The organism is Zoogloea sp. GW822-FHT05C07, assembly GCF_058800215.1.
This window is the reverse complement of sequence record NZ_CM179510.1, coordinates 2,712,361-2,734,750: the sequence shown is the minus strand read 5'-3', so window position 1 is coordinate 2,734,750 and position 22,390 is coordinate 2,712,361. Positions and strand designations below refer to the sequence as shown.

18 protein-coding genes are annotated in these 22,390 nt (G+C 62.8%); 7 read left to right on the top strand and 11 right to left on the bottom strand.

The features are described 5' to 3' along the window. Positions 1–3: 3 nt before the first annotated feature. Positions 4–621: a 5-formyltetrahydrofolate cyclo-ligase gene (locus tag AC3QL2_RS12860; RefSeq protein WP_493230766.1), complete on the top strand. Its 618-nt coding sequence runs from the start codon at positions 4–6 to the stop codon at positions 619–621. Here AC3QL2_RS12860 and AC3QL2_RS12855 read toward each other — a convergent pair. Next, a complete protein-coding gene (locus tag AC3QL2_RS12855; protein ID WP_493230765.1) occupies positions 611–1,528 on the bottom strand; it encodes a hydrogen peroxide-inducible genes activator in 918 nt (305 codons plus the stop codon). The genes AC3QL2_RS12860 and AC3QL2_RS12855 overlap by 11 nt on opposite strands. A 202-nt stretch (positions 1,529–1,730) precedes the next feature. Here AC3QL2_RS12855 and AC3QL2_RS12850 point away from each other — a divergent pair, with 202 nt between their 5' ends. Beyond that, a complete protein-coding gene (locus AC3QL2_RS12850; protein ID WP_493230763.1) occupies positions 1,731–3,239 on the top strand; it encodes a DegQ family serine endoprotease in 1,509 nt (502 codons plus the stop codon). 192 nt (positions 3,240–3,431) lie between these two features. Continuing rightward, a complete protein-coding gene (locus tag AC3QL2_RS12845) occupies positions 3,432–5,459 on the top strand; it encodes a TonB-dependent receptor plug domain-containing protein (RefSeq protein ID WP_493230762.1) in 2,028 nt (675 codons plus the stop codon). A 12-nt stretch (positions 5,460–5,471) separates the two neighbouring features. Here AC3QL2_RS12845 and AC3QL2_RS12840 read toward each other — a convergent pair whose 3' ends face one another. The 5 genes from AC3QL2_RS12840 to AC3QL2_RS12820 form a co-directional block, all read right to left on the bottom strand. After that, entirely contained in the window at positions 5,472–5,810 is a 339-nt protein-coding gene (locus AC3QL2_RS12840) for a P-II family nitrogen regulator (protein WP_493230761.1), read from the bottom strand. A gap of 57 nt (positions 5,811–5,867) precedes the next feature. Then, complete coding sequence (locus AC3QL2_RS12835) at positions 5,868–8,969, bottom strand: efflux RND transporter permease subunit (RefSeq protein WP_493230759.1); 3,102 nt, start codon at positions 8,967–8,969, stop codon at positions 5,868–5,870. A 9-nt stretch (positions 8,970–8,978) separates the two neighbouring features. Continuing rightward, entirely contained in the window at positions 8,979–10,181 is a 1,203-nt protein-coding gene (locus AC3QL2_RS12830) for an efflux RND transporter periplasmic adaptor subunit (RefSeq protein WP_493230757.1), read from the bottom strand. Between the two features lie 14 nt (positions 10,182–10,195). Beyond that, a complete protein-coding gene (locus AC3QL2_RS12825; protein ID WP_493230756.1) occupies positions 10,196–11,422 on the bottom strand; it encodes a TolC family protein in 1,227 nt (408 codons plus the stop codon). 120 nt (positions 11,423–11,542) lie between these two features. Beyond that, entirely contained in the window at positions 11,543–11,860 is a 318-nt protein-coding gene (locus AC3QL2_RS12820; protein ID WP_493230755.1) for a hypothetical protein, read from the bottom strand. Between the two features lie 127 nt (positions 11,861–11,987). On the opposite strand from AC3QL2_RS12820, the gene AC3QL2_RS12815 reads away from it, so the two are divergent. The 4 genes from AC3QL2_RS12815 to lipA all read left to right on the top strand — a co-directional run bounded on the left by AC3QL2_RS12815 (position 11,988) and on the right by lipA (position 15,083). Next, positions 11,988–13,112: a D-alanyl-D-alanine carboxypeptidase family protein gene (locus AC3QL2_RS12815; RefSeq protein ID WP_493230754.1), complete on the top strand. Its 1,125-nt coding sequence runs from the start codon at positions 11,988–11,990 to the stop codon at positions 13,110–13,112. A gap of 122 nt (positions 13,113–13,234) precedes the next feature. Continuing rightward, complete coding sequence (locus AC3QL2_RS12810; protein WP_493230753.1) at positions 13,235–13,504, top strand: YbeD family protein; 270 nt, start codon at positions 13,235–13,237, stop codon at positions 13,502–13,504. Continuing rightward, complete coding sequence (gene lipB / locus AC3QL2_RS12805) at positions 13,501–14,130, top strand: lipoyl(octanoyl) transferase LipB (RefSeq protein WP_493230752.1); 630 nt, start codon at positions 13,501–13,503, stop codon at positions 14,128–14,130. The genes AC3QL2_RS12810 and lipB overlap by 4 nt, the downstream gene beginning before the upstream one ends. A 5-nt stretch (positions 14,131–14,135) precedes the next feature. Further along, entirely contained in the window at positions 14,136–15,083 is a 948-nt protein-coding gene (gene lipA, locus AC3QL2_RS12800; protein WP_493230751.1) for a lipoyl synthase, read from the top strand. 124 nt (positions 15,084–15,207) lie between these two features. Here lipA and AC3QL2_RS12795 read toward each other — a convergent pair whose 3' ends face one another. The 5 genes from AC3QL2_RS12795 to AC3QL2_RS12775 are packed head-to-tail and all read right to left on the bottom strand — an operon-like array spanning position 15,208 to position 22,327. Beyond that, entirely contained in the window at positions 15,208–16,221 is a 1,014-nt protein-coding gene (locus AC3QL2_RS12795; RefSeq protein ID WP_493230750.1) for a T6SS immunity protein Tli4 family protein, read from the bottom strand. A 44-nt stretch (positions 16,222–16,265) separates the two neighbouring features. Next, complete coding sequence (locus AC3QL2_RS12790) at positions 16,266–17,549, bottom strand: T6SS immunity protein Tli4 family protein (RefSeq protein ID WP_493230748.1); 1,284 nt, start codon at positions 17,547–17,549, stop codon at positions 16,266–16,268. Further along, positions 17,549–19,270 carry an esterase/lipase family protein gene (locus AC3QL2_RS12785; protein ID WP_493230747.1) on the bottom strand — a complete coding sequence of 574 codons (1,722 nt, stop codon included), beginning with the start codon at positions 19,268–19,270 and terminating at the stop codon, positions 17,549–17,551. The genes AC3QL2_RS12790 and AC3QL2_RS12785 overlap by 1 nt, the downstream gene beginning before the upstream one ends. 46 nt (positions 19,271–19,316) lie before the next feature. Beyond that, the gene (locus tag AC3QL2_RS12780; protein ID WP_493230746.1) at positions 19,317–20,555 is read right to left on the bottom strand and encodes a T6SS immunity protein Tli4 family protein; all 1,239 of its coding nucleotides are present in this window, start codon (positions 20,553–20,555) and stop codon (positions 19,317–19,319) included. Then, positions 20,552–22,327, bottom strand: a complete 1,776-nt coding sequence (locus tag AC3QL2_RS12775) for an esterase/lipase family protein (RefSeq protein ID WP_493231602.1) — start codon at positions 22,325–22,327, stop codon at positions 20,552–20,554. The genes AC3QL2_RS12780 and AC3QL2_RS12775 overlap by 4 nt, the downstream gene beginning before the upstream one ends. Positions 22,328–22,390 lie beyond the last annotated feature (63 nt).

Sequence of the window (22,390 nt, the reverse complement as noted above, 5' to 3'; positions counted from 1 at the left end):
ACAGTGCCCCCTCCCCTCCCCCACCCGGAAGCGGATCCGGACGCCACAGTTGCCGCACTGCGACAAAATTTAAGAAAAACCCGCATCGCCGCACGGGAGCAGCTCCCCGCGGCCGAACGCGCGGCCTTCACGCGCCGGATCGAGGATCATCTGGACCGCCTGCTGGACGCGCTCGCGCCGAAAACGGCGGCCTTCTGCTGGCCGTGGCGCGGTGAGGTGGATCTGGTGCCCTGGGCGCAGCGCTGGCTGGCCGCCGACCCGGCACGGCAGATGGCACTGCCGGTGGTCCGGACGCCGTGCGCACCAATGACCTTCCTGCACTGGCACCCGGAAGTCCCGATGGAAACGGATCACCACGGCATCCCGGTTCCCGCCGGCACGGAAACCCTGCAGCCCGAGCTGATCCTGGTGCCCCTCAATGCCTTCGATGCGGCGGGTTACCGCCTCGGCTACGGCGGCGGCTATTTCGACCGCACGCTGGCGGCGCTGCAGCCGGCGCCGCTGTGCGTCGGCGTCGCCTTCGAGCTGGCACGGGTGGCCGACACCTTCCCGCAGCCCCACGACCAGCCGATGGACTGGATCGTCACCGAGGCCGGGGCGGCCCGGGCAATCAGCGGCTGACCGCCCGCACGCCGGCCAGCGGGCTGGACAGGATCGCCGAGCGGATCACGTCGATGGCGCCGCTGCGCGGATAGGTTACCCGCCAGGCCAGTGCGACGCGGCGGAAGGGTTCCGGCGCCACGAAGGGGCGCACGCTGAGCAGCGCATTACCGTCCGGCAGCGGGTCGGCCGCACTGCTCGGCAGCACGGTGATGCCGGCGCCAGTGGCCACCATGTGGCGGATGGTTTCCAGCGAACTGCCCTCCAGCGTGCGCTGCAGGCCTTCGCCGCTGCGGCACATCGGGCATACCTCCAGCACCTGATCGCGGAAGCAGTTGCCGGCCCCGAGCAGCAGCAGCGGCGCCTCGGCCAGCGTAGAGGCGGCGATCGCCTGCTCCTTCTCCCACGTATGGCCGGCCGGCATCAGCACGCGGAAGGGCTCGTCATAGACAGCCTGGGTGACGATGCCGGGCTCCTCGAATGGCAGAGCCACGACGATCACGTCCAGGTCGCCGCGCTTGAGGGATTCGGCCAGGCGGGCGGTGTAGTTTTCCTGAATCAGCAGCGGCATCGACGGCGCCGCCTCATGCACGCGCGGAATCAGGTGCGGCAGCAGGTAGGGCCCGATGGTGTAGATCACGCCGACCTTCAGCGGGCCGGACAGCGGGTCGCGGCCGGCGGTGGCGAGCTCCTTGATCTGGCCGGCCTCGAGCAGCACCTTTTCGGCCTGGGCGACGATGCGGGCGCCAATGTCGGTGATCTTCACATCGGCGGCGCTGCGCTCGAAGAGCGTCACGGCCAGCTCTTCTTCGAGCTTCTTGATCGCCACCGACAGGGTCGGCTGGCTGACATTGCAACGTTCGGCGGCATGCCCGAAATGACGCTCGCGGGCCAGCGCAACGAGATAGCGGAGATCGGTCAACGTCATGGAACACACCTGCAATGGTGATAGAGATTAACTATACAACGCCCACGCCAAAAAGCAGCCTTTGCGTATGTCGGCCGGCAGCCGCGCGGCCCTCTTGCAGTCTGTCCGATCACCCCCACTTTTGTAAGCGATTGTTGTAGCAGGGAACACGACGCCGCCGCGCGGCGTCCATGAATTCAGATAAAAACTACAGGAGTTGCGCATGAAAACTGCCGTGCTTCGTTCCAGCCTCGCCTTTTCCGCCATCGTCCTGGCCCTGTCGGGCTGCCTGCAGGAGGGCGGCGCCATTTCCCCGTCCCATGCCGTCAGCACGCCGCCGGCGGTCGCTCCTGCGGCACCTTCCGCCGCCGCGGCCAACCGCTACGGCCTGCCGGACTTTTCGGGATTGGTCGAACAGGTAGGGCCGGCAGTCGTCAATATCAGCGTCACCCAGAAGATCAGCCGCGGCGACGCCGCGTCCGGCGAAGACCCCTTCGCCGACGATCCCTTCTACGACTTCCTGCGCCGCTTCGGCATCCCCGTGCCCGGCACGCCGGGCAGCGGCGGCGGACGCGGTGGCCGGGCGGCGCCCGAGCAGATCCAGCAGGGCGTCGGCTCGGGCTTCATCGTCAGCGCCGACGGCTACGTGCTGAGCAACGCCCACGTGGTGGACGGCGCCACCGAGGTCACCGTCCGGCTGACCGACAAGCGCGAGTTCAAGGCCAAGGTGGTCGGCTCCGACAAACGCACCGACGTGGCGTTGCTGAAGATCAACGCCAGCGGTCTGCCCTACGTGAAGACCGGCGACGCCGAACACAGCAAGGTCGGCGAGTGGGTCGTCGCAATGGGCTCGCCCTTCGGCTTCGAAAACACCGTGACCGCCGGCATCATCAGCGCCAAGGCGCGCCGCCTGCCGGACGAGACCTACGTGCCCTTCATCCAGACCGACGTGGCGATCAACCCGGGCAACTCCGGCGGACCGCTGTTCAACCTGGCCGGCGAAGTGATCGGCATCAACTCGCAGATCTACTCCCGCTCCGGCGGCTTCATGGGCATCTCCTTCGCAATCCCCATCGACGTGGCGCTGAAGGTCAAGGATCAGTTGCAGAAGTACGGCAAAGTGTCCCGTGGCCGCCTCGGCGTGGCCATCCAGGGCCTCGACACCGACCTGGCCCAGAACTTCGGTCTCGACAAGCCCACCGGCGCACTGGTCGCCAACGTCGAAGCGGGCTCGCCGGCCGAAAAGGGCGGACTGCAGGCGGGTGATGTGGTCCTCGGCGTCAACGGCCAGAAGGTGGACAGCTCCGCCGACCTGCCGCGCATCATCGGCGAGCTGAAACCGGGCTCTGTGGTGCGCCTGTCGGTCTGGCGCGACCGCAAGGCCCGCGAGCTCAACGTCACCCTGGGCGAACAGGTCGCCGAACGCAGCCTCGCCGCCCCCCCGGAGCACAAGTCCGAAGCAGCCAGCAGCAAGCTGGGCCTGACCGGCCGTGGGCTGACAGCCCAGGAAGCCTCCCGCCTCGGCGTGCCCGGCGGCCTGCTGGTCGAAGATGCCGCCGGCCCGGCCGCCAAGGCCGGCCTGCAGGCCGGCGACGTGATCCTTGGGATCAACAATCAGCCAGTCACCGGCGTGGCCCAGTTCCGCAAGCTCCTCGACGCGGCCGGCAACCGCTTCGCGCTGCTGGTCCAGCGCGGCGGCAGCCGCATCTTCGTGGCCGTTCGCCTGTCCTGAGCCCGGCCGCCGGCTGCGCTGTCGACAGACGATGCAGCCGGTCCACCCGGAGCCATAGAATTGTGAGATAGCTCATTTAATACCGATAAAATGATTCACAACCTAACCAGAGCGAGGTCGATATAATCGAAAGGTTGGGGGTGACAAAAGTCTGGGAGACCCCCGTTTCCACCCAAAAATAAAAATCGCTCAATGCCCTTGCTGACAATTCGGCAGGCCCTACCTGCTGCGCTTGCCGGTTTGCTGTGCCTGCCCACGCTCCATGCCCAGGCGCAGAGCCGGGGTGACAGCGCGGAATCCCCGTTTTTCGAAGAACTGCCCACGGTCCTGTCGGCATCCCGCCTGCCCCAGGTCCTCAATGAAGCGCCCGGCGCGGTCACCATCCTCGACCGCGAGTTCATCCGCGCCACCGGCTACCGGGATGTCGCCCGCCTGCTGCGACTCGTTCCCGGCATGCAGGTCGGCCAGGAGCGCGGCCATGCCCAGTGGGTAACCTACCACGGCCTCGGCAGCGACTACCCGACCGAAATCCAGGTCCTCATCGACGGCCGCTCGGTGTATGCGCCGAGCTCCTTCGGCGGTGTCGACTGGTCAGCGCTGCCGCTCACCATCCAGGAAATCGAGCGCATCGAGGTCGTCCGCGGCACCAACTCCAATGCCTACGGTGCCAATGCATTCCTGGGCGTCATCAACATCATCACCCGCCACAGCCACCAGGACCACGGCACCTCGGGCCAGATCAATGTCGGCCAGCACGGCATCGCCGACCTGTACGCGAGCTGGACGGGCGGTAGCGACGGGCTGGGCGTCCGCTTGTCCGCCGCCCAGACGCGGGACAACGGCTTCAGCGCCCTCAACGACTCCCGCCACACTCAAACGCTCAGCCTGCGCAGCGACTACCGCCTGAATTCCCGCGACGAACTGACACTGCGGGCCGGGTACAGCCGCGCCCAGCGGGGACTCGGCTACCCCGATTCGCTGTTCGACAACAATGCCGAGCGGAACGCCGATTCCGAGGCATCAACCATCCACCTGACCTGGCGCCGGACGCTCGACGAGAACGAAGAATGGCTGGTCAGCCTCTACCGCAACCACGAAGCCGGCACGGAGAAGTGGCTGGCCTCGGCGCCGCCCACCTTTCCGGCCGTCCCACTCAATCGCAGCCGCGACAGCGATCGCACCAACGCCGAGATCCAGCACCGCTTCGCGCTGACCCCCGATGCACGCATGGTGTGGGGCCTCGAGGCGCGGCGCGACTCGACCGACGCGTCCTTCCTGTTCGCAGGCCAGAAACCGCCGGTGCTCGACCTGTACCGCGGCTTCGCCAATCTCGACTGGCACCTGACCCCCGAGTGGCAACTCAACCTCGGCGGCCTGCTGGAGAAGAACAGCGGGATGGCCAGCCAGTTCATCCCACGCGCCTTCCTCAACTGGCAGGCGAGCCCCCGCGACACCTTCCGGGCCGGCTACGCGCGGGCGTGGCAGCAGCGCAACCTGTTCGACCTATACGGCGACGTGCGGGCCTACGATCCCAAATCGGGCATCCTGGTGTCGTGGCCCTACGTGTCCAATCCCAATCTGCGCACGCCGCACGTGGATACCGTCGAAGTGGGTTACCTCGGGCGCTTCCCGGCCTTCGACGCCACACTGGACGTGCGCATCTTCAACGAACGCATCACCGATTTCGTGATCCGGCAGACGGTGCCCTCCCCGGTCGGCCCGCTGCCGCTGCCGCTGCCCAGTTCCCAGTTCGTCAATGTGGACACGCCGGTCGAGCTGCGCGGCATCGAATACCAGCTGCGCACCAAACCCTGGACCGGCGGCGAAGTGCTGTTCAGCCACACGCTGATCGATCGCCGGGTCAGTGATCGATCCATCGCCGAGCGCACCTCGCCCTATTCGGCCAGCCTGACCTGGTTGCAGGACTACGGCAATGGCTGGAAGAGCACGGCCAGCCTGCTGCGCATGGGGCCGCTGGCCGGCGGCTACGGCTACGTGCCGGGCTATGACTACGTGTCGCGGCCCTACACCACCCTCGACCTGCGTATCGCTCGCAACTTCCGCATGGATGGCCGTCTGGTGGAAGTGGCGCTGAACGGCATCAACCTGGGCTCGTCGCACCAGGAGATCACCGACCGCTCGGAGCAGTTCCTGCACCCCGACCGGCCGGTGAATCCGGCGTCCAGCATGGTCTGGCTGTCCGTCGCCATCGATCTCTGAACGACCGGCGCCTCAGGCTTGCGGGGTGCCGTCGACGGTCTTGCGGATGAACACCGCGCGGTCCACATCCACCACCCACACCAGCCCGTCGCCGGTCTGGCCGGTGCTGGCCACCTGCACGACCTGCTCGACCAGCGCATCCACCAGCTCATCCGGAGCGAGGATCTCGACCCGTACCTTGTCGCTGAAATCCGTCAGCTCGTCCTTGATGGTGGCCGGCGTGTGACGCACGGTAGAGCCGCAGCCCACCGCCTTGCTGATGGTCATCCCCGGAAAGCCGGGGATAGCCCGCAGAACTTCACGCAGCCGGGGCAGTTTCTGGGGCCGGATGACGGCGCGTATCTCTTTCATGATGTCTCCTTCGCACTGCAGCGGGCCGCCCCGCAGGGCGGCCCTTTCAAGTCTTGATCAGGCTTCGTAGGGGGTGTCGTCGAACCACTTGTAGAGGGTCGGCAGCACCACCAGGGTCAGCAGGGTCGAGGTGATCAACCCGCCGATCACCACGATGGCCAGCGGACGCTGCACTTCCGAGCCCGGCCCGGTGGCGAACAGGAAGGGCACCAGCGCCAGCAGGGCTACCGTCGCGGTCATCATCACCGGCCGGAAACGCAGCGTCGCCCCCTTCACCACCGCCTCGGCCAGCGGCACGCCCTCGGTGCGCAGGCTGCGGATGTAGCTCACCAACACGACCCCATTGAGCACCGCGATCCCCCACAGGGCGATGAAGCCCACCGAGGCTGGCACCGACAGGTATTCGCCGGTCACCAGGAGGCCGATCACCCCGCCAACGCTGGCAAACGGCAGCACCAGGATGATCAGGCTGGCCAGCTTGAGGGAGCCGAACAGCAGGAACAACAGGAAGAAGATCGCCCCGACGGTCACCGGGATGATGATCGTCAGGTGGCCCATCGCCCGTTCCAGGTTCTGGAACTGGCCGCCCCATTCCAGGTAATAGCCCTCCTTCAGCTTGACCTTGGCATCCACCGCCTTCTGCAGCTCGGCGACGAAGCCGCCCAGATCCCGGTCCTTCACGTTCACGCCGACCACGATGCGACGCTTGGCGAGCTCACGGGATATCTGCGCCGGACCGTCGGCGACGCGGATCAATGCCAGGTTCTCCAGCGCCACCTGGGCGCCGCCCGGCGTGCTGATCAGGATGTCGCCGATCTTCTCGACCTTGTCGCGGAAGCTCTCCGGCAGGCGCACTACCGACGCAAAGCGCCGCTCGCCCTCATACACCTCGGTGGCCTGCTTGCCGCCGATGGCAGCCTCGATGGTGTCGTTCACGTCCGACACGTTGAGGCCGTGACGGGCAATGGCCTGGCGGTCGATCTCGATGGACAGGTACTGCTGGCCGGTGACCCGCTCGACGCGGATATCCTCGGAGCCGGCGATGCCGCCCGCCACGCGGGCGATCTCCTCGGCCTTCTTCTTCAGCTCGTCCAGATCGTCGCCGAAGACCTTGATCGCCACGTCGGAGCGCACCCCGGTGACCATCTCGTCCACCCGGTCGGAGATCGGCTGGGCCATCACCACCTGCACGCCGGGCAGGGCCTTCAGCTTCTCGCGCATCGCCGCGGCGATGTCGTCCTGGGTCCACCCGGCCGGCCACTCGTCGCGGGGCTTGAGGCTGACGATCGGGGTCGACTCGTTCTGGCCCTGCGGGTCGGCCGGCGACTCGCCGCGACCGACGCCCGAGATGGCCGACTTGACGCCCGGCACCTGCATCACCAAGCGCATCGCCTCCATTTCCATCTTGATGGACTCGTCCAGCGAGATGTTCGGCACCCGGTTGATGCCCGGCACCACCGAACCTTCCTTCATCTCGGGAATGAAGGCAGTGCCGAGGAAGGGGAACATGCCCAGCGTGACGACCAGCAGGATCACCCCGCCAGTGACGGTCTTGCGGCTGTTGGCCACCGCCCAGTGCAGCAGCTTCAGGTAGGGCGCCTTGATTTTGGCGATCAGCCAGGTGTCGTGCTCCGCGCCGCCTTTCAGCAGGTAGGATGACAACACTGGCGTGAGGGTCAGGGACAGGAACAGGGACACCGCCAGCGCGATGGCGATGGTGTAGGCCAGCGGCGCAAACATCTTGCCTTCCATGCCCTGCAGCGTCATCAGCGGCAGGAACACCAGGATGATGATGCTGACCCCGAAGATCACCGGCGTGGACACCTCGCGCACCGCGTCGAAGATGATGCGTACCTTGCTCTCGCCGCGCTCGGTGGCATGGCCGAGACGCGCGAAGGCGTTCTCCACCACCACCACCGAACCGTCCACCATCAGGCCGATGGCAATCGCCAGGCCGCCGAGGGACATCAGGTTGGCCGAGATGCCGTAGTGGTTCATCGCCAGGAAGGTCAGCAGCGGCGTCAGCACCAGCGTGGCCACCACGATCAGACTCGAACGCACGTCGCCGAGGAACAGGAACAACACCACCACCACCAGCGCGATGCCTTCCAGCAGCACCTTGATGACCGTGTAGAGCGCCGCATCGACCAGCTCCGAGCGGTCGTAGTAGGGCACGATCTGCAGGCCGTCGGGCAGCATGCCCTTCTCGTTGATCTCCGCCACGCGGGCCTTGATGCGGCTGACCACCTCCTTGGCGTTGCCGCCGCGCAGCATCATCACCACACCGCCCACCGACTCGGTGACGCCGTTCTTCACCACCGCGCCCTGGCGCACCTCGTGGCCAAAGGTCACTTCCGCCACGTCGCGCACATACACCGGCGTGCCACCGACCTCCTTCAGCACGATGGCGCCGATATCGGACAGGCTCTTCACCAGGCCGACGCCGCGGATCAGGTACTGCTCGGCGTACTGGGGCAGCACGCCGCCGCCGGAGTTGGCGTTGTTGCGGGCCACCGCCTCATACACGTCGCGCACGGTGATCTTGTAATGGCGCAGGCGGTCGGGGTTCACCAGCACTTGGTACTGGCGCGCGAAGCCACCCTGGGAGTTGATCTCCGCGACGCCGGGGATCGAGCGCAGCAGCGGGCGCACGACCCAGTCCTGGGCGATGCGCCTGTCGGTCAGCTCTTTCTCGGTCAGCTCCCGGTTGCCGTCGTCGGGCCGGTCGAGGGTGTACTGGTACACCTCGCCGAGGCCGGTGGACACCGGGCCGAGCACCGGCACCACGCCTTCCGGCATCCGGCTGCCCACTTCGAGCAGGCGCTCCATCACCAGCTGGCGGGCGAAATACACATCGGTCGCGTCGGTGAACACCAGCGTAATCAGCGACAGGCCGGGCTTGTTGAGGGAACGCATCTCCTCCAGGCCAGGCAGGCCGGTCATGGAGATTTCCAACGGCACGGTGACGAAGCGCTCCACCTCCTCGGGGGAACGCCCCTTGGCTTCGGTAGCGATCTGCACCTGTACATTGGTCACATCGGGGAAGGCATCCACCGACAATTTGCGCGCCGCGTTGAGGCCGAAGGCGAGCAGCACCACGGCCACCACCACGACCACCAGGCGCTGGCGGAGCGCGGCACGGACAAGGGATTCGATCATGGTCCGTCCTTATTCCAGCTCTTTACGCTTGCGCTCGTTGTTCAGGTGGAAAGCACCCGATACGAGGATCCGCTGATCGGCCTTGAGGCCCGACAGCACCGCCCGCCGGCCGTCCATGTCGGGGCCGAGGCGCACCGCGGTCAGGCGGAACTGCTGCGGCCCCGTCTCGACGAAGACGTTGTCGGCATCGCCATCGCGCACCACCGCTTGGGACGGCACCACCACCCGCTCCACCGGCGCGGCCTGGATCAGCATGGTCGCCAGCATCGCCGGCTTGAGCTGGCGCGCGGCGTTATCCACCACGCTGCGCACGGAGATCGTGCGGGTCTCCGGATTGACCGTGTCGGCCACGTAGATCAGCTTGCCGGTCAGGCGCGAGCCGAGGGCCGGCACCTCGATATCCACCGACTGGCCGGCCTTGACCAGTGCCGCCTGCTGCTCGGGCACCTCGGCGGTGACCCACACGCGGGACAGGTCGGCCACCACGAACAACGCATCGGCCGGCTGCACCACCTGGCCCTGAGCCACCGGCCGCTCGACCACGACGCCAGCCATCGTCGACGCCACCGAGATCACCGAATTGATGCTGCCGGAACTGCCCAGCCGGTTGATGGCCCCCGACGACATGCCGAGCACACGCAACTGGTCGGCCGCGCCGCGCTGTTCGGCGGAGGCAATGGCCAGTTCGCTCTCGCGGCGCTGCAGCTCGGCCTTGCCGATCACGTCGGCGGCGAACAGCTGGCGCGCCCGTTCCACGCTGCGCGCCTGCAGATCGGCCTGGGCGCGGGCTTTCAGGTAGGTGAGCTGGGCGGCGCTCAGCTCGGTACTGTTGATCGTCGCCAGCGTGTCGCCGATCTTCACCGGCTGGCCCAGCTGGGCCTGGATGTCGATGACGCGGCCGGTCACCGTCGCGCCGATGCGCGTCACTCGCTGCGCATCGAAATCCACCTTGCCGGCCACCCGCAGGGTGTCGGCAACGGCGCTCTGCCCGGCCGGCGTCACCTTCAGTTCGGCGCCGAACCCGGGCGGCACGGTGACCAGTGCCGGATCGGCCGGCGGCACCTTGGCATTGACCACACCGCCTTCGGCGATGGCGGCCGTGCCGTTGGCGTCGGCAGCGGGTTTGTCGGTAGTCTGCGCAGCATCCTTGCTGCACGCGGAAATCATGAGGGCGGCCAGCAGGGTGGCCAGGGTGGTCGGTCGAAGCTTCATGGGAGCGATCCGGATCATTGAGCTGCGCGCAGGCGCTCGATTTCGATGACGGCCAGCTGCAGTTCGTAGCGGGCGGCGATGAGTTCATTACGGGCGGCGCGGAAGACCCGCTGGGCATCCAGGTAGTCGAGAATGCCGCGCTCGCCGAAGCGGTAGGCGGCTTCGGCCACCTTCAGCGCGGCCTCCGCCTCGCGGATGATCCCGTTCTCGAGGGCATTCACCTGGGTGCGGGCGATCTCGTACTGGCGATAGGCGCCTTCCAGCGCCTGGGTCAGGGCCAGCTCCTGCCCGGCCTGCTCGCTGCGGCTCTTGCTCAGCAGCGCGCCGGCCTCGGCCACCGGCCCCTGGCGGCGGTCCCACAGCGGCACGCTGAGGATCACGCCGACGCGGCTGTCACGGAGCTCGCTGTCGCGCTCCTCGGTCACCTTGACGGCCAGCTCGGGCTGGCGGCGCAGACGCTCCAGCTCCAGCTGGCGCTCGGCGCGCTTCACCTCGGCCTGGCTGCGCGCCAGCTCCGGATTGCGGGCCAGCACCTCGGCGCGCAGGCTTTCGAGGCTCGGCACCGTCGGGCTGGTCGCCAGCGAACCCTCCACCGCGAACCCCGAAGGCAGGTTCGGACTGACCACCGCCCGCAGCGCCGCCCGCGCCTGGGACACCCGCAGCGCGGCGCCTTCGGCCGACTTCTGCGCGTTGAGCAGCTCGGTGTCGGCCTTGATCAGCTCATAGCGCGGCGACTCACCAGTCTGTACGCGCACCGCGACGCGGGCGCGGATCTGCTCGGCAAGGCCCAGGTCCTCCTTGGCCGCGCGCACTTCTGCCTCCCGGCGCAGCAGTTCGTAGAAGCGCTGATCGAGGCGGGCCAGCAGATCGTTCTCGAAACTGCGCTGCTCGGCCTCGCGGGCATTCAGCGCGAAGCCGGCGGCGTCGATGCGGGCGTCCCGCTGCCAGGGGTTGTCGACGCGCTGGGTGATCTCGAGGCTCTGCACCGCGCCGGTGGTGGCGCCGGGCGCGCGGGCCCGCGTGCGGCCGGCGAGGAACTCCACCTCGGGGTTGGGATAGGCGCCGGCACTGGTCACCTGCGCCCGCCCGGCCTCGACGGCCGCCCGCGCGGCGGCAAGGGAAGGATGGGCGGCCCGGGCCGCGTCGCGCAGCGCCGGCAGGGAATAGGTGGCAGTACCGTCGGCGACGGCGTGGGTGGCAGCCAGCAAAAGGGCGGCGGCCAGAAAGGACTTCCTGAACATGCGGATTCATCAGCACCCAGCAGGTGCTGCTCCCGTTTTGTTATGCGACAAGCGACAGGCGACACAAGGCCCGTCCGGAACAAGACGTGAAGGCGCAACCGGCCCTGGCGGGCAGGTCGTTCAGGCGTTTCTGGGAGGCGGTGCCGCGGGCTGCGGCAGGATGGAGTACCACACCGGAGGAACAGCTTCCGGGCGGACGTCTAAGAGATGGAGAACAGGGAGCGGGATACCGCTGGAGAGCGCCGGGCAGTCCTGCGGATCGGCGCCGTGCAGGTCGGGGACTAGCGGATCGGCCTCGGCGTGGAACTGCTCCGCGCTCTGCATGTAGTCGGCCAGATCTTCCGCCGCGTCGATGCAATCGTCGGCAAAGGCCGCCCCTGCCCAGATGAGCACGAGACAGGCCAGCACGAGAGAGAGACCACGGCGAATGAGTTGCATTGCGTCAATCCAGACAGGGCGAGCCTAATGGAGTTCCCGCTGCAGTGCAAAAAAACCATTACAAACTCGGGCGTCGGGCACCGGACGGGGTGTCTATAATTGCGCTTTTGCTTCTCCCCACCCCACCATGTTGCGTCGTTTCATCCTGCTCCTGCTGCTGATTCCTACCCTCGTCTTCGCCCAGATGGTCCCGCCGACCGTCGCTGCACGGGCCTGGCTGCTCCTCGACGTGGGCTCCGGCCAGGTGCTCACCTCCGAGAAACCCGACGAGCGTATCGAGCCGGCATCGCTGACCAAGCTGATGACCGCCTACCTCACGTTCGCGGCGATCAAGAACAAGACCATCACCCTCGACCAGATCGTTCCCGTCTCGGAAAAGGCCTGGAAGATCAGCGGCTCCAAGATGTTCATCGAGCCCAACATGCCGGTCACCGTGAAGGAACTGATCCACGGCATGATCATCCAGTCCGGCAACGACGCCTGCATCGCGCTGTCCGAAGCCATCGCCGGCTCCGAAGAGAACTTCGTGCAGCTGATGAACAAGGAAGCCGCCCGCCTCGGCCTCAAGAACACCCACTTCGAGAACTCTACCGGCCTGCCCAGCCCGACCCACCTGGCCTCGGTGCACGACTTGGCCATGCTGTCCGCCGCGATCATCCGCGACTTCCCGGACTTCTACCCGATCTATTCCATCAAGGAATACACCTACAACAAGATCCGCCAGCCCAACCGCAACCGCCTGCTCGCCCTCGATCCGACCGTCGACGGCCTCAAGACCGGCCACACCGAGAGCGCCGGCTACTGCCTGATCTCCTCCGCCAAGCGCAACGACCGCCGCCTGATCTCGGTGGTCGTCGGCACCACCAGCGACAACGTGCGCGCCCAGGAATCCCAGAAGCTGCTCAACTGGGGCTACCTGGCCTACGACGACGCCAAGGTCTATACCGCCAACCAGGCCGTCAGCGATTTCCGGGTCTGGAAGGGCGCCGAGAACAGCGTCAAGGTCGGCGTGCTGAGCGACCTGATCCTGTCCCTGCCGAAGGGCGACGCACAGAAGCTGAAGACCGCCATCGTCACCCCGCCGGATCTGATCGCCCCGATCGCCAAGGGCCAGAAGGTCGCCAGCGTGCAACTGTCGATGGACGGCAAGACCATCGGCGAATACCCGCTGGTTGCCCTCTCCGACGTCCCCGAAGCCGGCTGGTTCGGCCGCCTGTGGGACGCCCTGCGCCTGTGGATCAAGAACCTCTGACAGCCGCGGCATTTGAGGATCGCGTCGGGACACTTGAAGTTGCGCACCTGCGCCCGCATCTTGTGAGGGTGACCGCCCAGCGCGCCCCCGCCCCGACGCCTCCCCCTCAACCAGGAACATCGATGACTGAACAACGCACCACCCTGCTCGAATTCCCCTGCGAATTCCCGATCAAGATCATGGGCGCGCGGGTCGACGGCTTCGCCCAGGCCGTGCTGGAAGTGGTGACGGTGCACGCACCGGACTTCGACGGCACCTCGATGGAGATGCGCCCGTCGGCCAAGGGCAACTACCTGTCCATCACCTGTACCGTCAATGCCATTTCCCAGGCCCAGCTCGACGATCTCTACCGCGCGCTGACCGCCCACCCGCTGGTCAAGGTCGTACTGTGATCGTCCGCCACCTGGGCCTGGTGCCCTACGAGCCCACCTGGCGGGCCATGCAGGAATTCACCGCCAGCCGCAACGACGCCACCCCGGACGAGTTGTGGCTGGTCCAGCACCCGCCGGTCTACACCCTCGGCCAGGCCGGCAAACCCGAACACCTGCTGCACGCCACCGAAATCCCGCTGGTCAAGATCGACCGCGGCGGCCAGATCACCTACCACGGCCCCGGCCAAGTGGTCGCCTACCTGCTGCTCGACCTGCACCGCCGCCACCTCAAGGTGCGCGAAATGGTGAACCTGCTCGAACAGGCCATCATCGACTGCGTCGCCGACTTCGGCCTCGTCGCAGAACGCAAGGATGGCGCGCCAGGCGTGTATATCGCCGGAGAAAAGGTCGCCGCCCTCGGCCTGCGCGTACGCAACGGCTGCAGCTATCACGGCCTTTCCCTTAACGTCGACATGGATTTAACCCCGTTTACGTGGATCAACCCTTGCGGCTATAGTGGGCTCAAGACAATACAACTCAAGGACTTCGGCGTGACTGAAGGCCCCGACGAAGTCGCCGAACGGCTTCTCGGCCACCTCCAGCGACATTTTCCCGAAGTACCGCCCACCGCCTTACCAAAGGATTAGATTCAATGGATTCCGAGAGCCGCAAGCAACGCGGCGCCGAAAAAACTGCCCGCATCCCCATCAAGATCGTTCCCGCCGAGCGCCTCAAGAAGCCCGACTGGATCCGCATCAAGCTCGGTGCGGGCGTCGAAGTCGAACGCTTCAACGAGATCAAGGACACCCTGCGCGAGCACAAGCTGCACACCGTCTGCGAAGAAGCCTCCTGCCCCAACATCCACGAATGCTTCGGCAAGGGCACGGCCACCTTCATGATCATGGGTGACATCTGCACCCGCCGCTGCCCCTTCTGCGACGTCGGCCACGGCCGCCCCGAACCGCTGGATGCCAACGAACCGGCCAACCTGGCCAAGACCATCGCCGCGATGCGCCTCAACTACGTGGTGATCACCAGCGTAGACCGGGACGACCTGCGCGACGGCGGCGCCCAGCACTTCGTCGAATGCATCCGCTCCACGCGCGAAGCCAGCCCCAAGACCACCATCGAAGTGCTGGTGCCCGACTTCCGCGGCCGCATGGACGTGGCCCTGGACATCTTCGACCAGTCCACGCCGGACGTCATGAACCACAACCTGGAAACCGTGCCGCGCCTCTACAAGCAGGCCCGCCCGGGTGCCGACTACGCCTACTCGCTGGAACTGCTCAAGCAGTTCAAGGCCCGCCACCCGGAGGTCAACACCAAGTCCGGCCTGATGGTCGGCCTCGGCGAAACCGACGAGGAAATCCTCGAAGTGATGCGCGACATGCGCGCCCACAACGTGGACATGCTCACCATCGGCCAATACCTCCAACCCTCCGGCGGCCACCTGCCGGTGCTGCGCTACGTCCATCCCGACACCTTCAAGATGTTCGAGACCGAAGCGCTGAAGATGGGCTTCAAGAACGCCGCCTGCGGCCCGATGGTCCGCTCCAGTTACTGGGCGGATCAGCAGGCGCACGGAGCCGGCGTGGTGTAAGTCAGCCGCGTACGAGTTCGTAGCACACGCACTGCAAGGGCCGGTCTGCATAGCGCAGCCGGCCCTTGTTTCATTTCGGGCTTCTTCATTTGGCAGCTGCGGTGCTCCCTCCGCCGGCGCTGAATCACTCCAACCGGTCTCCTGACACGGCACCAGGCGCCGGCGCGATCATACCCGCACCGTGCACAGCCCGGTCGGTGGGGCGCAGGCGGATGGAGTTCACCACGGCGTCGAACAATTCGACAGCCTCCTGTTCGGAGATCGTCGGGCGCACATCCTTGTCTTTCCCCCGTCCGGTACTTAGTTGCACGACGATGACGGGTTTGAAGGGATCATCCAGTTCATAACGGGATTCCCATCGGAACCTATGAACCTTGTACCCGTCATCCGTCGGGACCATGTTCAGCGACTCTTCGCCCTTGATCGGCCCGACATCATGGGCTCCACGGCGCAAAGTCTTGATTTTTCCCATCACGGACATGAAAATTTCAGGGACTTTTGCACTCCCTAGACGTTCAAGAAGCGACGGCTCAGCTTTAATCATGGTCATCGTCTCAACGGAGACGCTCAGATCCGGCCACTTATTGAATCTCAAACTAGTCCGAACATTCTCAGACGCATTCCCAGATCCGTCAGTCATGATAAATCCATCCTGAATACACAGACCTGGCTCGGACGGAATTTCGTTTAGCTCTCGCACTAGAAGACTGGATAACATGACATCAAGTCTTGGCAACACAGTTTTTTTGAATACGCCCTCGTCGTAGCTATCTTGCAATGACGAGAAGAGAACTCCCTTTTTCAAGGCATAAGCTTCAAATCCAAAACTATCCTCCCCAAATAGATTCTGGACTATAGCAATTACTCTTGAATTCGAATTGGGTGAATAGCTTCGCACCAAAGCCGGACCTCTCTTGCTATCCCGACCACGGTAAGCCCCCTCTCGCTCTGCCACCATTTTTTCGAAACCTGCCGTATCCATAGCGACTCGCCCAGACTCAAGCTCACCAAACATGTACTCGGATGTAATTCCCAACATCTTTGCCCCTTCCGGCAAGTTGACAAGGAAACGTCCAAAACACACTGGCGTCCCAGAGCGCTCTGGCTCAGCAATACAGAGCGAACTGAAAAGTGCCATCACTACGGCGCAGCACCTACGCATCCAGGAACTTCCGCATATCGTCACCCTGCGCTCCCCTGACCATCCGGCGGCGTGTCATCTGCGGGCATCTCATAGGCCACCAGTTTCCACACCGTTGCGGACCGGTAAGTTGGAGCGGCTTCGCCGCGCAGTTTCTGCCAAAGGCTCGCTGTACCGCTCACGGGCGTATGCGGCATGACCTCGCCTTCCCGGATCAGGCGTTCTTCTCCTTCTTCAGCCCGCCAACGGCCTGTTTGCGGACACTGACGTCCTGTCGTGGCCATTTCTCCGAGGGGGGCTTTCGGGGCCGGGGCTGCCTCGCTCCGTTTGACCGGGCCGGTCGGGCGCAGGCGGATGGAGTTCACGATGGCATCAAAGATTTCAACTGCATCCTTATCCGAAATCGTTGGACGCTGCCGTCGTCCTGAGTATCCCGTATTCAGTTCCACAACAATCATCGGCTGAAAGGGATCATCGAGTTGAAATTTCGACTCCCACCTAAAAGCATGAACTTTATAACCTTGGTCAGTGGGCAGCATATCCAGGGACTCCTCCCCCTTGATTGACCCAACGTCATGATTCCCACGTCGTAGTGTCTTGATTTGTCCAATCAGCGACAGAAACACTTCGGGAACCGTGGCACTCTGCAAACGATCAAGCAGCGATGGTTCAACTTTAGAAATCTTTATCGTTCTAACTGAAAGATAAAGATCTGGCCATTTCTTAAAATTCAAAACTAGCCGACTACTCTCAACCCCCTTTTCGGAACCGTCGCTAGCGATAAAACCATTTTCGATGCACAAGCCGGGTTCTGAGGGAATTTCATTAGATCCCCGAACCCTCAACCCCTGTAGCACTCGTGCTTGCACCCTATCGAGAACAGAGTCGATCTTATGAGGTTCATACCCATACTGCCCCATTGAGAACAACATATTTTTTTCATACTTATAAGCCTCAAATCCAAACGCAGTGCGAGTAATCAACTGACGATGCAACTTAAAAATCCGGCTATTTAGTGGCACACCGCCGATAGTGGAAACGAACTGAAAGCCATCTTTCCCCCCGGTTTCCCGAAGCTGTGCCTCCCGGCTTGTCATGCGCTCAGAAAATCCTCGCTCGCTCATCTCCACTCGCTCGGAGATAATGCTCGCAAACAAATAATCAGTGCTTAGTCCCGCCACCTCCGTTTCTGGTGGAATGGTGATTATGAAACGGCCGAAACATGTGGATTGCGACGCCTCGACAGCAGCCTCCGCTGAATTACTTGCCGACACCATAAAGGAGACTCCCAAGAAAAATGATGCACGAAATATGAATGCGAACATTATTTGTTTTTCGGCAGATTTTTTAACGGTTCTGCTAGCTGTATGAGGCAACCAAGGCTATACACAACAGCATGTTGAGCCACCTCATTCTTATAGCTTAATTGGTGATCAAAGCCAGTCATTCTAAAAACAGCTCTTATGGATTGATCAGTTTGATCAAGCAGCATGCCCGATTGGCGTGGGACAGTGGCATCCCCTGCGTTCTCATCTACATCACTTGCCGGCCTTGCAGACCGAGGAAGATACAGTCTTATTTCACGCGCGCCATCGGCCAGGACGCTCTCCCCCAACGTTGTCCAACTCTTGGCCTGAGCATGCATCAATCCAGATTGAAGAAAATTGGAAGGTGTATCCTTGGCAACCCAGCGTACAGATCCATAAGTCACCTGGCTTTTATCAGATCCATAATAGCCGTAGGTTTGAGGATGAAAATACAATTCCATATTTTCATGAAACCCCTTGGCTTTTGTTAGTGCCAGTTCATAGGACTGTATGGGAGTCAGACCACAATCTTTAGTTATACCTGCCGGATCAATCAGGGTTTCATCCACCATACCCCACCATTTATCCTGAACGCGTACCGCATAGATCTCTTTATAGGGATCGCCACCCGGCGTAGGCAATGGCGGCATCAGCGCTTCCTTTCGCTCCCCACTATGTAGCTCGAAGCGCAACCATCCGGCGGGATAGTGTTTGGTCGGCAGCAATTCCAACGGCCCAGGTGAATTGGCCATCACGCAGGTAATGTCGGCAGCACTCCACCCAAGAACTTTCGCCGCAAATGCCCCCTTCACATCGGAAGGCCCCTTGGTCTCCGTTCCGGCCCGGAATCGCCGATAAACGACCGGGGCGCCGCCAACGGGCTGGACGCCATGGACGACACCGAGGATGTCCTTTTCGGCCAGTTTTGCCGCGGCGCGTGCAACCAAGCCTCCCATTGAGTGGGTTATCAGGATCACCCGACCTTCCGGGATGAACTGGCAATCGGGATTGCTGTAGTGCTTGAGAACATCCTGGATGCGCTGGACCAGGCGCTTGGCGGAATCGGCATTGCTTTCCAGCCAGTTGTAGCCGCAGGCCCATACCGGATAGTAGTAGTCATCCAGGCGCGCGATTTCATCGTCGGTCAGCGGGGGACAATCGCCGCCGGCAACCTTGTTCCAGCGCTTGAGCGCATCCGTCGGCAGCGGGTTGCCGTCCTTGTCCTTCTGCCCCGCCGGATACTGCAGGGTTTTGGCCAGTTCCCAGACCGGCATCAGCCGGGACGGCAACCCGTCCGGGCTGCTTTCGTACTGGTCATTCAGTACTTTCTCGAGAGTCAGCAGGATTTCCCCGTAACTCTCCCAATGTAGTTCTCCCCAGCCACGACGACGTGCCTCGGACTCGTCGAGGGTATAGGTGAAGTCCGACAACTCGACCGGGCCCGTCGGATCGACCTCACAATGCTCGGGCGTCAGCTGCGTCTGACGCGCTGCCGCATCCTGCCTGCATCGGTAGAACCACTCCCCTATACCTTCGGCCGTTCCATTTGGGGGTCGCCAGGCCGGGGGCTGTTTAGCGTCATATTCCGCCGTCGCCCTCAAATTACTCCCCATGATCCCCGGCACGAAGATCACCGGGATCACGTGCCGTTTGGGCAGGATGCATAGCGCGCGCGGGGCGAAGCTTTCGGGGCTGAGGACAGAGTCGAAGACGGGGTTGCCGTTCGTGTCGAAGCGCATCACGAGGCGGCATGTCGCCCTTGCCGTATGAGCGGAGTGCGGACGGTCAGCCCGTGCTCCCCTGACTATCCGACGGCGTGTCATCTGCGGGCATCTCATAGGCCACCAGTTTCCACACCGTTGCAGATCGGTAGGTCGGAGCGGCTTCGCCGCGCAGCTTCTGCCACAGGCTCGCCGTGCCGCTCACCGGCGTATGCGGCATGACCTCGCCTTCCCGGATCAGCCGCTCTTCCCCTTCCTCAGCCCGCCAGCGGCCTGTTTGCGGGCACTGGCGCCCCGTCGTGGCCATTTCTCCGAGGGGAGCTTTCGGGATCGGGCTCGCCTCGCTCCGTTTGGCCGGGCCTGTGGGACGCAGGCGGATGGAATTCACTACTGCGTCGAACAATTCGACAGCCTCCTGTTCGGAGATCGTCGGACGCACATCCTTGTCTTTCCCCCGTCCGGTACTTAGCTGCACGACGATGACGGGTTTGAAAGGATCATTCAATTCATAACGGGATTCCCACCGGAACTTATGAACCTTATACCCCGCATCCGTCGGCAGCATGTTCAGGGACTCCTCTCCCTTTATCGGCCCGACATCATGAACTCCACGGCGCAGAGTCTTGATTTGCCCCATCAAGGACATGAAGATTTCAGGGACTTTTGCGCTCCCTAGACGCTCCAGAAGCGATGGCTCGGCTTTAGCCATGGTCATCGTCTCAATTGAAATTCTCAAATCCGGCCATTTATCGAATCTCAAACTTGTCCGAACATTTTCGAAATCATTCTCCGAGCCGTCAGTTTCGACAAAGGCATCCTGGATGCACAGACCAGGAGAAACGGGAGCTTCTTGAAACTGCCGCAATCGAAGATTAGAGAGCATCTTCTCAAGACTTGGCAACACCTTCTCTTTCAGAACCTTTTCCTCATAACTTTTCTCGTTCATAGAGAAAAGAATAGGTCCTTTCAGGCCGTAAGCTTCGAATCCAAAATTATCATGACCAAACACATCTTCGACAGTAACAATGACCCGAGCACCAGAATAAGGCGCATAGCTTCGTACGAGGATACGATCATTCTTCTTGTCGCTCCCTTTATAGACACCCTCCCGCTTGGAAACAAATTGTGCAAACCCTTTCTCATCTATGTCAACTCGCTCCGACTTGAGAGAACCAAACAAATAGTCAGTCGATATTCTCGAGACGCTTGCCCCTGGAGGCACATCCATCAGGAAACGACCAAAACATGTAATCTCACTCGGCGTGTTCTTCGCGGCAGCCAACCCTTCATCGGCAATCGTCATAGCGCATGCTCCGGCAAGCAGGAAGAGGATGACTCTAAACATGGACTTCCTTTCGATTGAGGCAATTTCTGAATAGGCTTAGCAACAAGAACGAGACGAGCAATGCTGTAACTTACGGCATGCTGCACTTCGGCGTTCTTATAGCTGAATTGATGGTTAAAACCCTTCATTCTGAAGATCGCTTGAATGGCACCCTTCCCACCCTTCAAAAGATCCCCGGATGCACTGGGCACCGTAGCATCTCCTGCGTTTTCCCCATTTGCATCATTGGACGCCGCCGCCCGAACAAGATGCATACGAACACCACCCTCTCCCTCAGCGAGGACGCTCACCCCCAGCCTTCCCCAAAACTTAGCCTTCCATGTCATGAGTCCCGTTTTCATTTCAAAAGGGACATCATCCTGCGTTACCCAGTGCACCGCCCCATATGAAACCTGCCTTTCATCTGAACCGTAATAAGCATAGGTCTTTGGGTGAAAATAAAGGCCAAGTTCTTTTTCATGAAATTTCTTAACACTTCTAAGAACATCTAAATAGTATAAAAAAGTCGCTTTATTTTCCGTATTTAACAACCCAGCGGGATCAATCAGAGTCTCATCCACCATCCCCCACCACTTATCCTGTACGCGCACCGAGTAGATTTCTTCATAGGGATCACCACCCGGCGTTGGCAAGGGCGGCATGAGCTCTTCCTTCTTCCCCCCACTGTGCCGCTCGAAGCGCAACCACCCGGACGGATAATGTCTGGTCGGCAATAGCTCCATCGGCCCCGGTGAATTGGCCATCACACAGGTAATCGCCTCGGCATCCCAGCCGAGGATTTCCGCGGCGATGCCCCCCACCACGTCAAGGGGACCACTGGTTTCCGTACCGGCACGGAAGCGCCGATAAACGACCGGTGCTCCGCCAACCGGCTGGACGCCATGAACGATGCCAAGGATGTCCTTTTCGGCCAGTTTTGCCGCGGCGCGTGCAACCAAGCCCCCCATCGAGTGGGTTACCAGGATCACCCGACCTTCCGGGATGAACTGGCAGTCGGGATGGTTATAGTGCTGGAGGACATCCTGGATGCGCTGGACCAGGCGCTTGGCGGAATCGGCATTGCTTTCCAGCCAGTTGTAGCCGCAGGCCCATACTGGATAGTAGTAGTCGTCCAGGCGCGCGATTTCGTCGTCAGTCAGTGGGAGACAGTCTCCGCCGGCAACCTTGTTCCAGCGCTTGAGTGCATCCGTCGGCAGCGGGTTGCCGTCCTCGCCCTTCTGCCCCTCTGGGTACTTCAAGGTTTTGGCCAGTTCCCAGACTGGCATCAGCCGGGATTGCAGCCCATCCGGGCTGCTTTCGTACTGGTCGTTCAGCGCTTTCTCAAGGGTCAGCAGGATTTCCCCGTAACTGTCCCAATGCAACTCTCCCCAGCCACGGCGGCGTGCTTCATCTTCATCCAGCGTATAAGTGGATTCGGACAATTTTATTTTCCCCCCGGGGTCGACCTCGCAATGACTGGGTGTAAGCGCTCGCTGACGCTGGGAACTGAGCTGAAAGAGCCGGCTCAACCACTCCCCAAGCCCCGTACATACCCCATTTGGCGGGCCCCAGACGGACGGCTGGTCCTGGTCATATTCCGCCGTCGCCCTCAAATTACTCCCCATGATCCCCGGCACGAAGATCACCGGGATCACGTGCCGTTTGGGCAGGATGCACACCGCGCGCGGGGCGAAGCTTTCGGGGCTGAGGACAGAGTCGAAGACGGGGTTGCCGTTCGTGTCGAAGCGCATCACGAGGCGGCGTGTCGCCTGGGGGTGGACCGGGACGTCGGGAAAATCGGCCATGGCGGGTCG

Excerpts from the sequence above, each read along its gene's own strand:
- AC3QL2_RS12830 (WP_493230757.1), bottom strand. The coding sequence starts at position 10,181 with ATGAAGCTTCGACCGACCACCCTGGCCACCCTGCTGGCCGCCCTCATG.
- AC3QL2_RS12795 (WP_493230750.1), bottom strand. The coding sequence starts at position 16,221 with ATGGCACTTTTCAGTTCGCTCTGTATTGCTGAGCCAGAGCGCTCTGGG.
- AC3QL2_RS12815 (WP_493230754.1), top strand. The coding sequence starts at position 11,988 with ATGTTGCGTCGTTTCATCCTGCTCCTGCTGCTGATTCCTACCCTCGTC.
- AC3QL2_RS12835 (WP_493230759.1), bottom strand. The coding sequence starts at position 8,969 with ATGATCGAATCCCTTGTCCGTGCCGCGCTCCGCCAGCGCCTGGTGGTC.
- lipA (WP_493230751.1), top strand. The coding sequence starts at position 14,136 with ATGGATTCCGAGAGCCGCAAGCAACGCGGCGCCGAAAAAACTGCCCGC.
- AC3QL2_RS12845 (WP_493230762.1), top strand. The coding sequence starts at position 3,432 with ATGCCCTTGCTGACAATTCGGCAGGCCCTACCTGCTGCGCTTGCCGGT.
- AC3QL2_RS12840 (WP_493230761.1), bottom strand. The coding sequence starts at position 5,810 with ATGAAAGAGATACGCGCCGTCATCCGGCCCCAGAAACTGCCCCGGCTG.
- AC3QL2_RS12820 (WP_493230755.1), bottom strand. The coding sequence starts at position 11,860 with ATGCAACTCATTCGCCGTGGTCTCTCTCTCGTGCTGGCCTGTCTCGTG.
- AC3QL2_RS12810 (WP_493230753.1), top strand. The coding sequence starts at position 13,235 with ATGACTGAACAACGCACCACCCTGCTCGAATTCCCCTGCGAATTCCCG.
- AC3QL2_RS12785 (WP_493230747.1), bottom strand. The coding sequence starts at position 19,270 with ATGCGCTTCGACACGAACGGCAACCCCGTCTTCGACTCTGTCCTCAGC.
- AC3QL2_RS12790 (WP_493230748.1), bottom strand. The coding sequence starts at position 17,549 with ATGTTCGCATTCATATTTCGTGCATCATTTTTCTTGGGAGTCTCCTTT.
- AC3QL2_RS12775 (WP_493231602.1), bottom strand. The coding sequence starts at position 22,327 with ATGCGCTTCGACACGAACGGCAACCCCGTCTTCGACTCTGTCCTCAGC.
- AC3QL2_RS12850 (WP_493230763.1), top strand. The coding sequence starts at position 1,731 with ATGAAAACTGCCGTGCTTCGTTCCAGCCTCGCCTTTTCCGCCATCGTC.
- AC3QL2_RS12780 (WP_493230746.1), bottom strand. The coding sequence starts at position 20,555 with ATGACGATTGCCGATGAAGGGTTGGCTGCCGCGAAGAACACGCCGAGT.
- AC3QL2_RS12855 (WP_493230765.1), bottom strand. The coding sequence starts at position 1,528 with ATGACGTTGACCGATCTCCGCTATCTCGTTGCGCTGGCCCGCGAGCGT.
- AC3QL2_RS12825 (WP_493230756.1), bottom strand. The coding sequence starts at position 11,422 with ATGTTCAGGAAGTCCTTTCTGGCCGCCGCCCTTTTGCTGGCTGCCACC.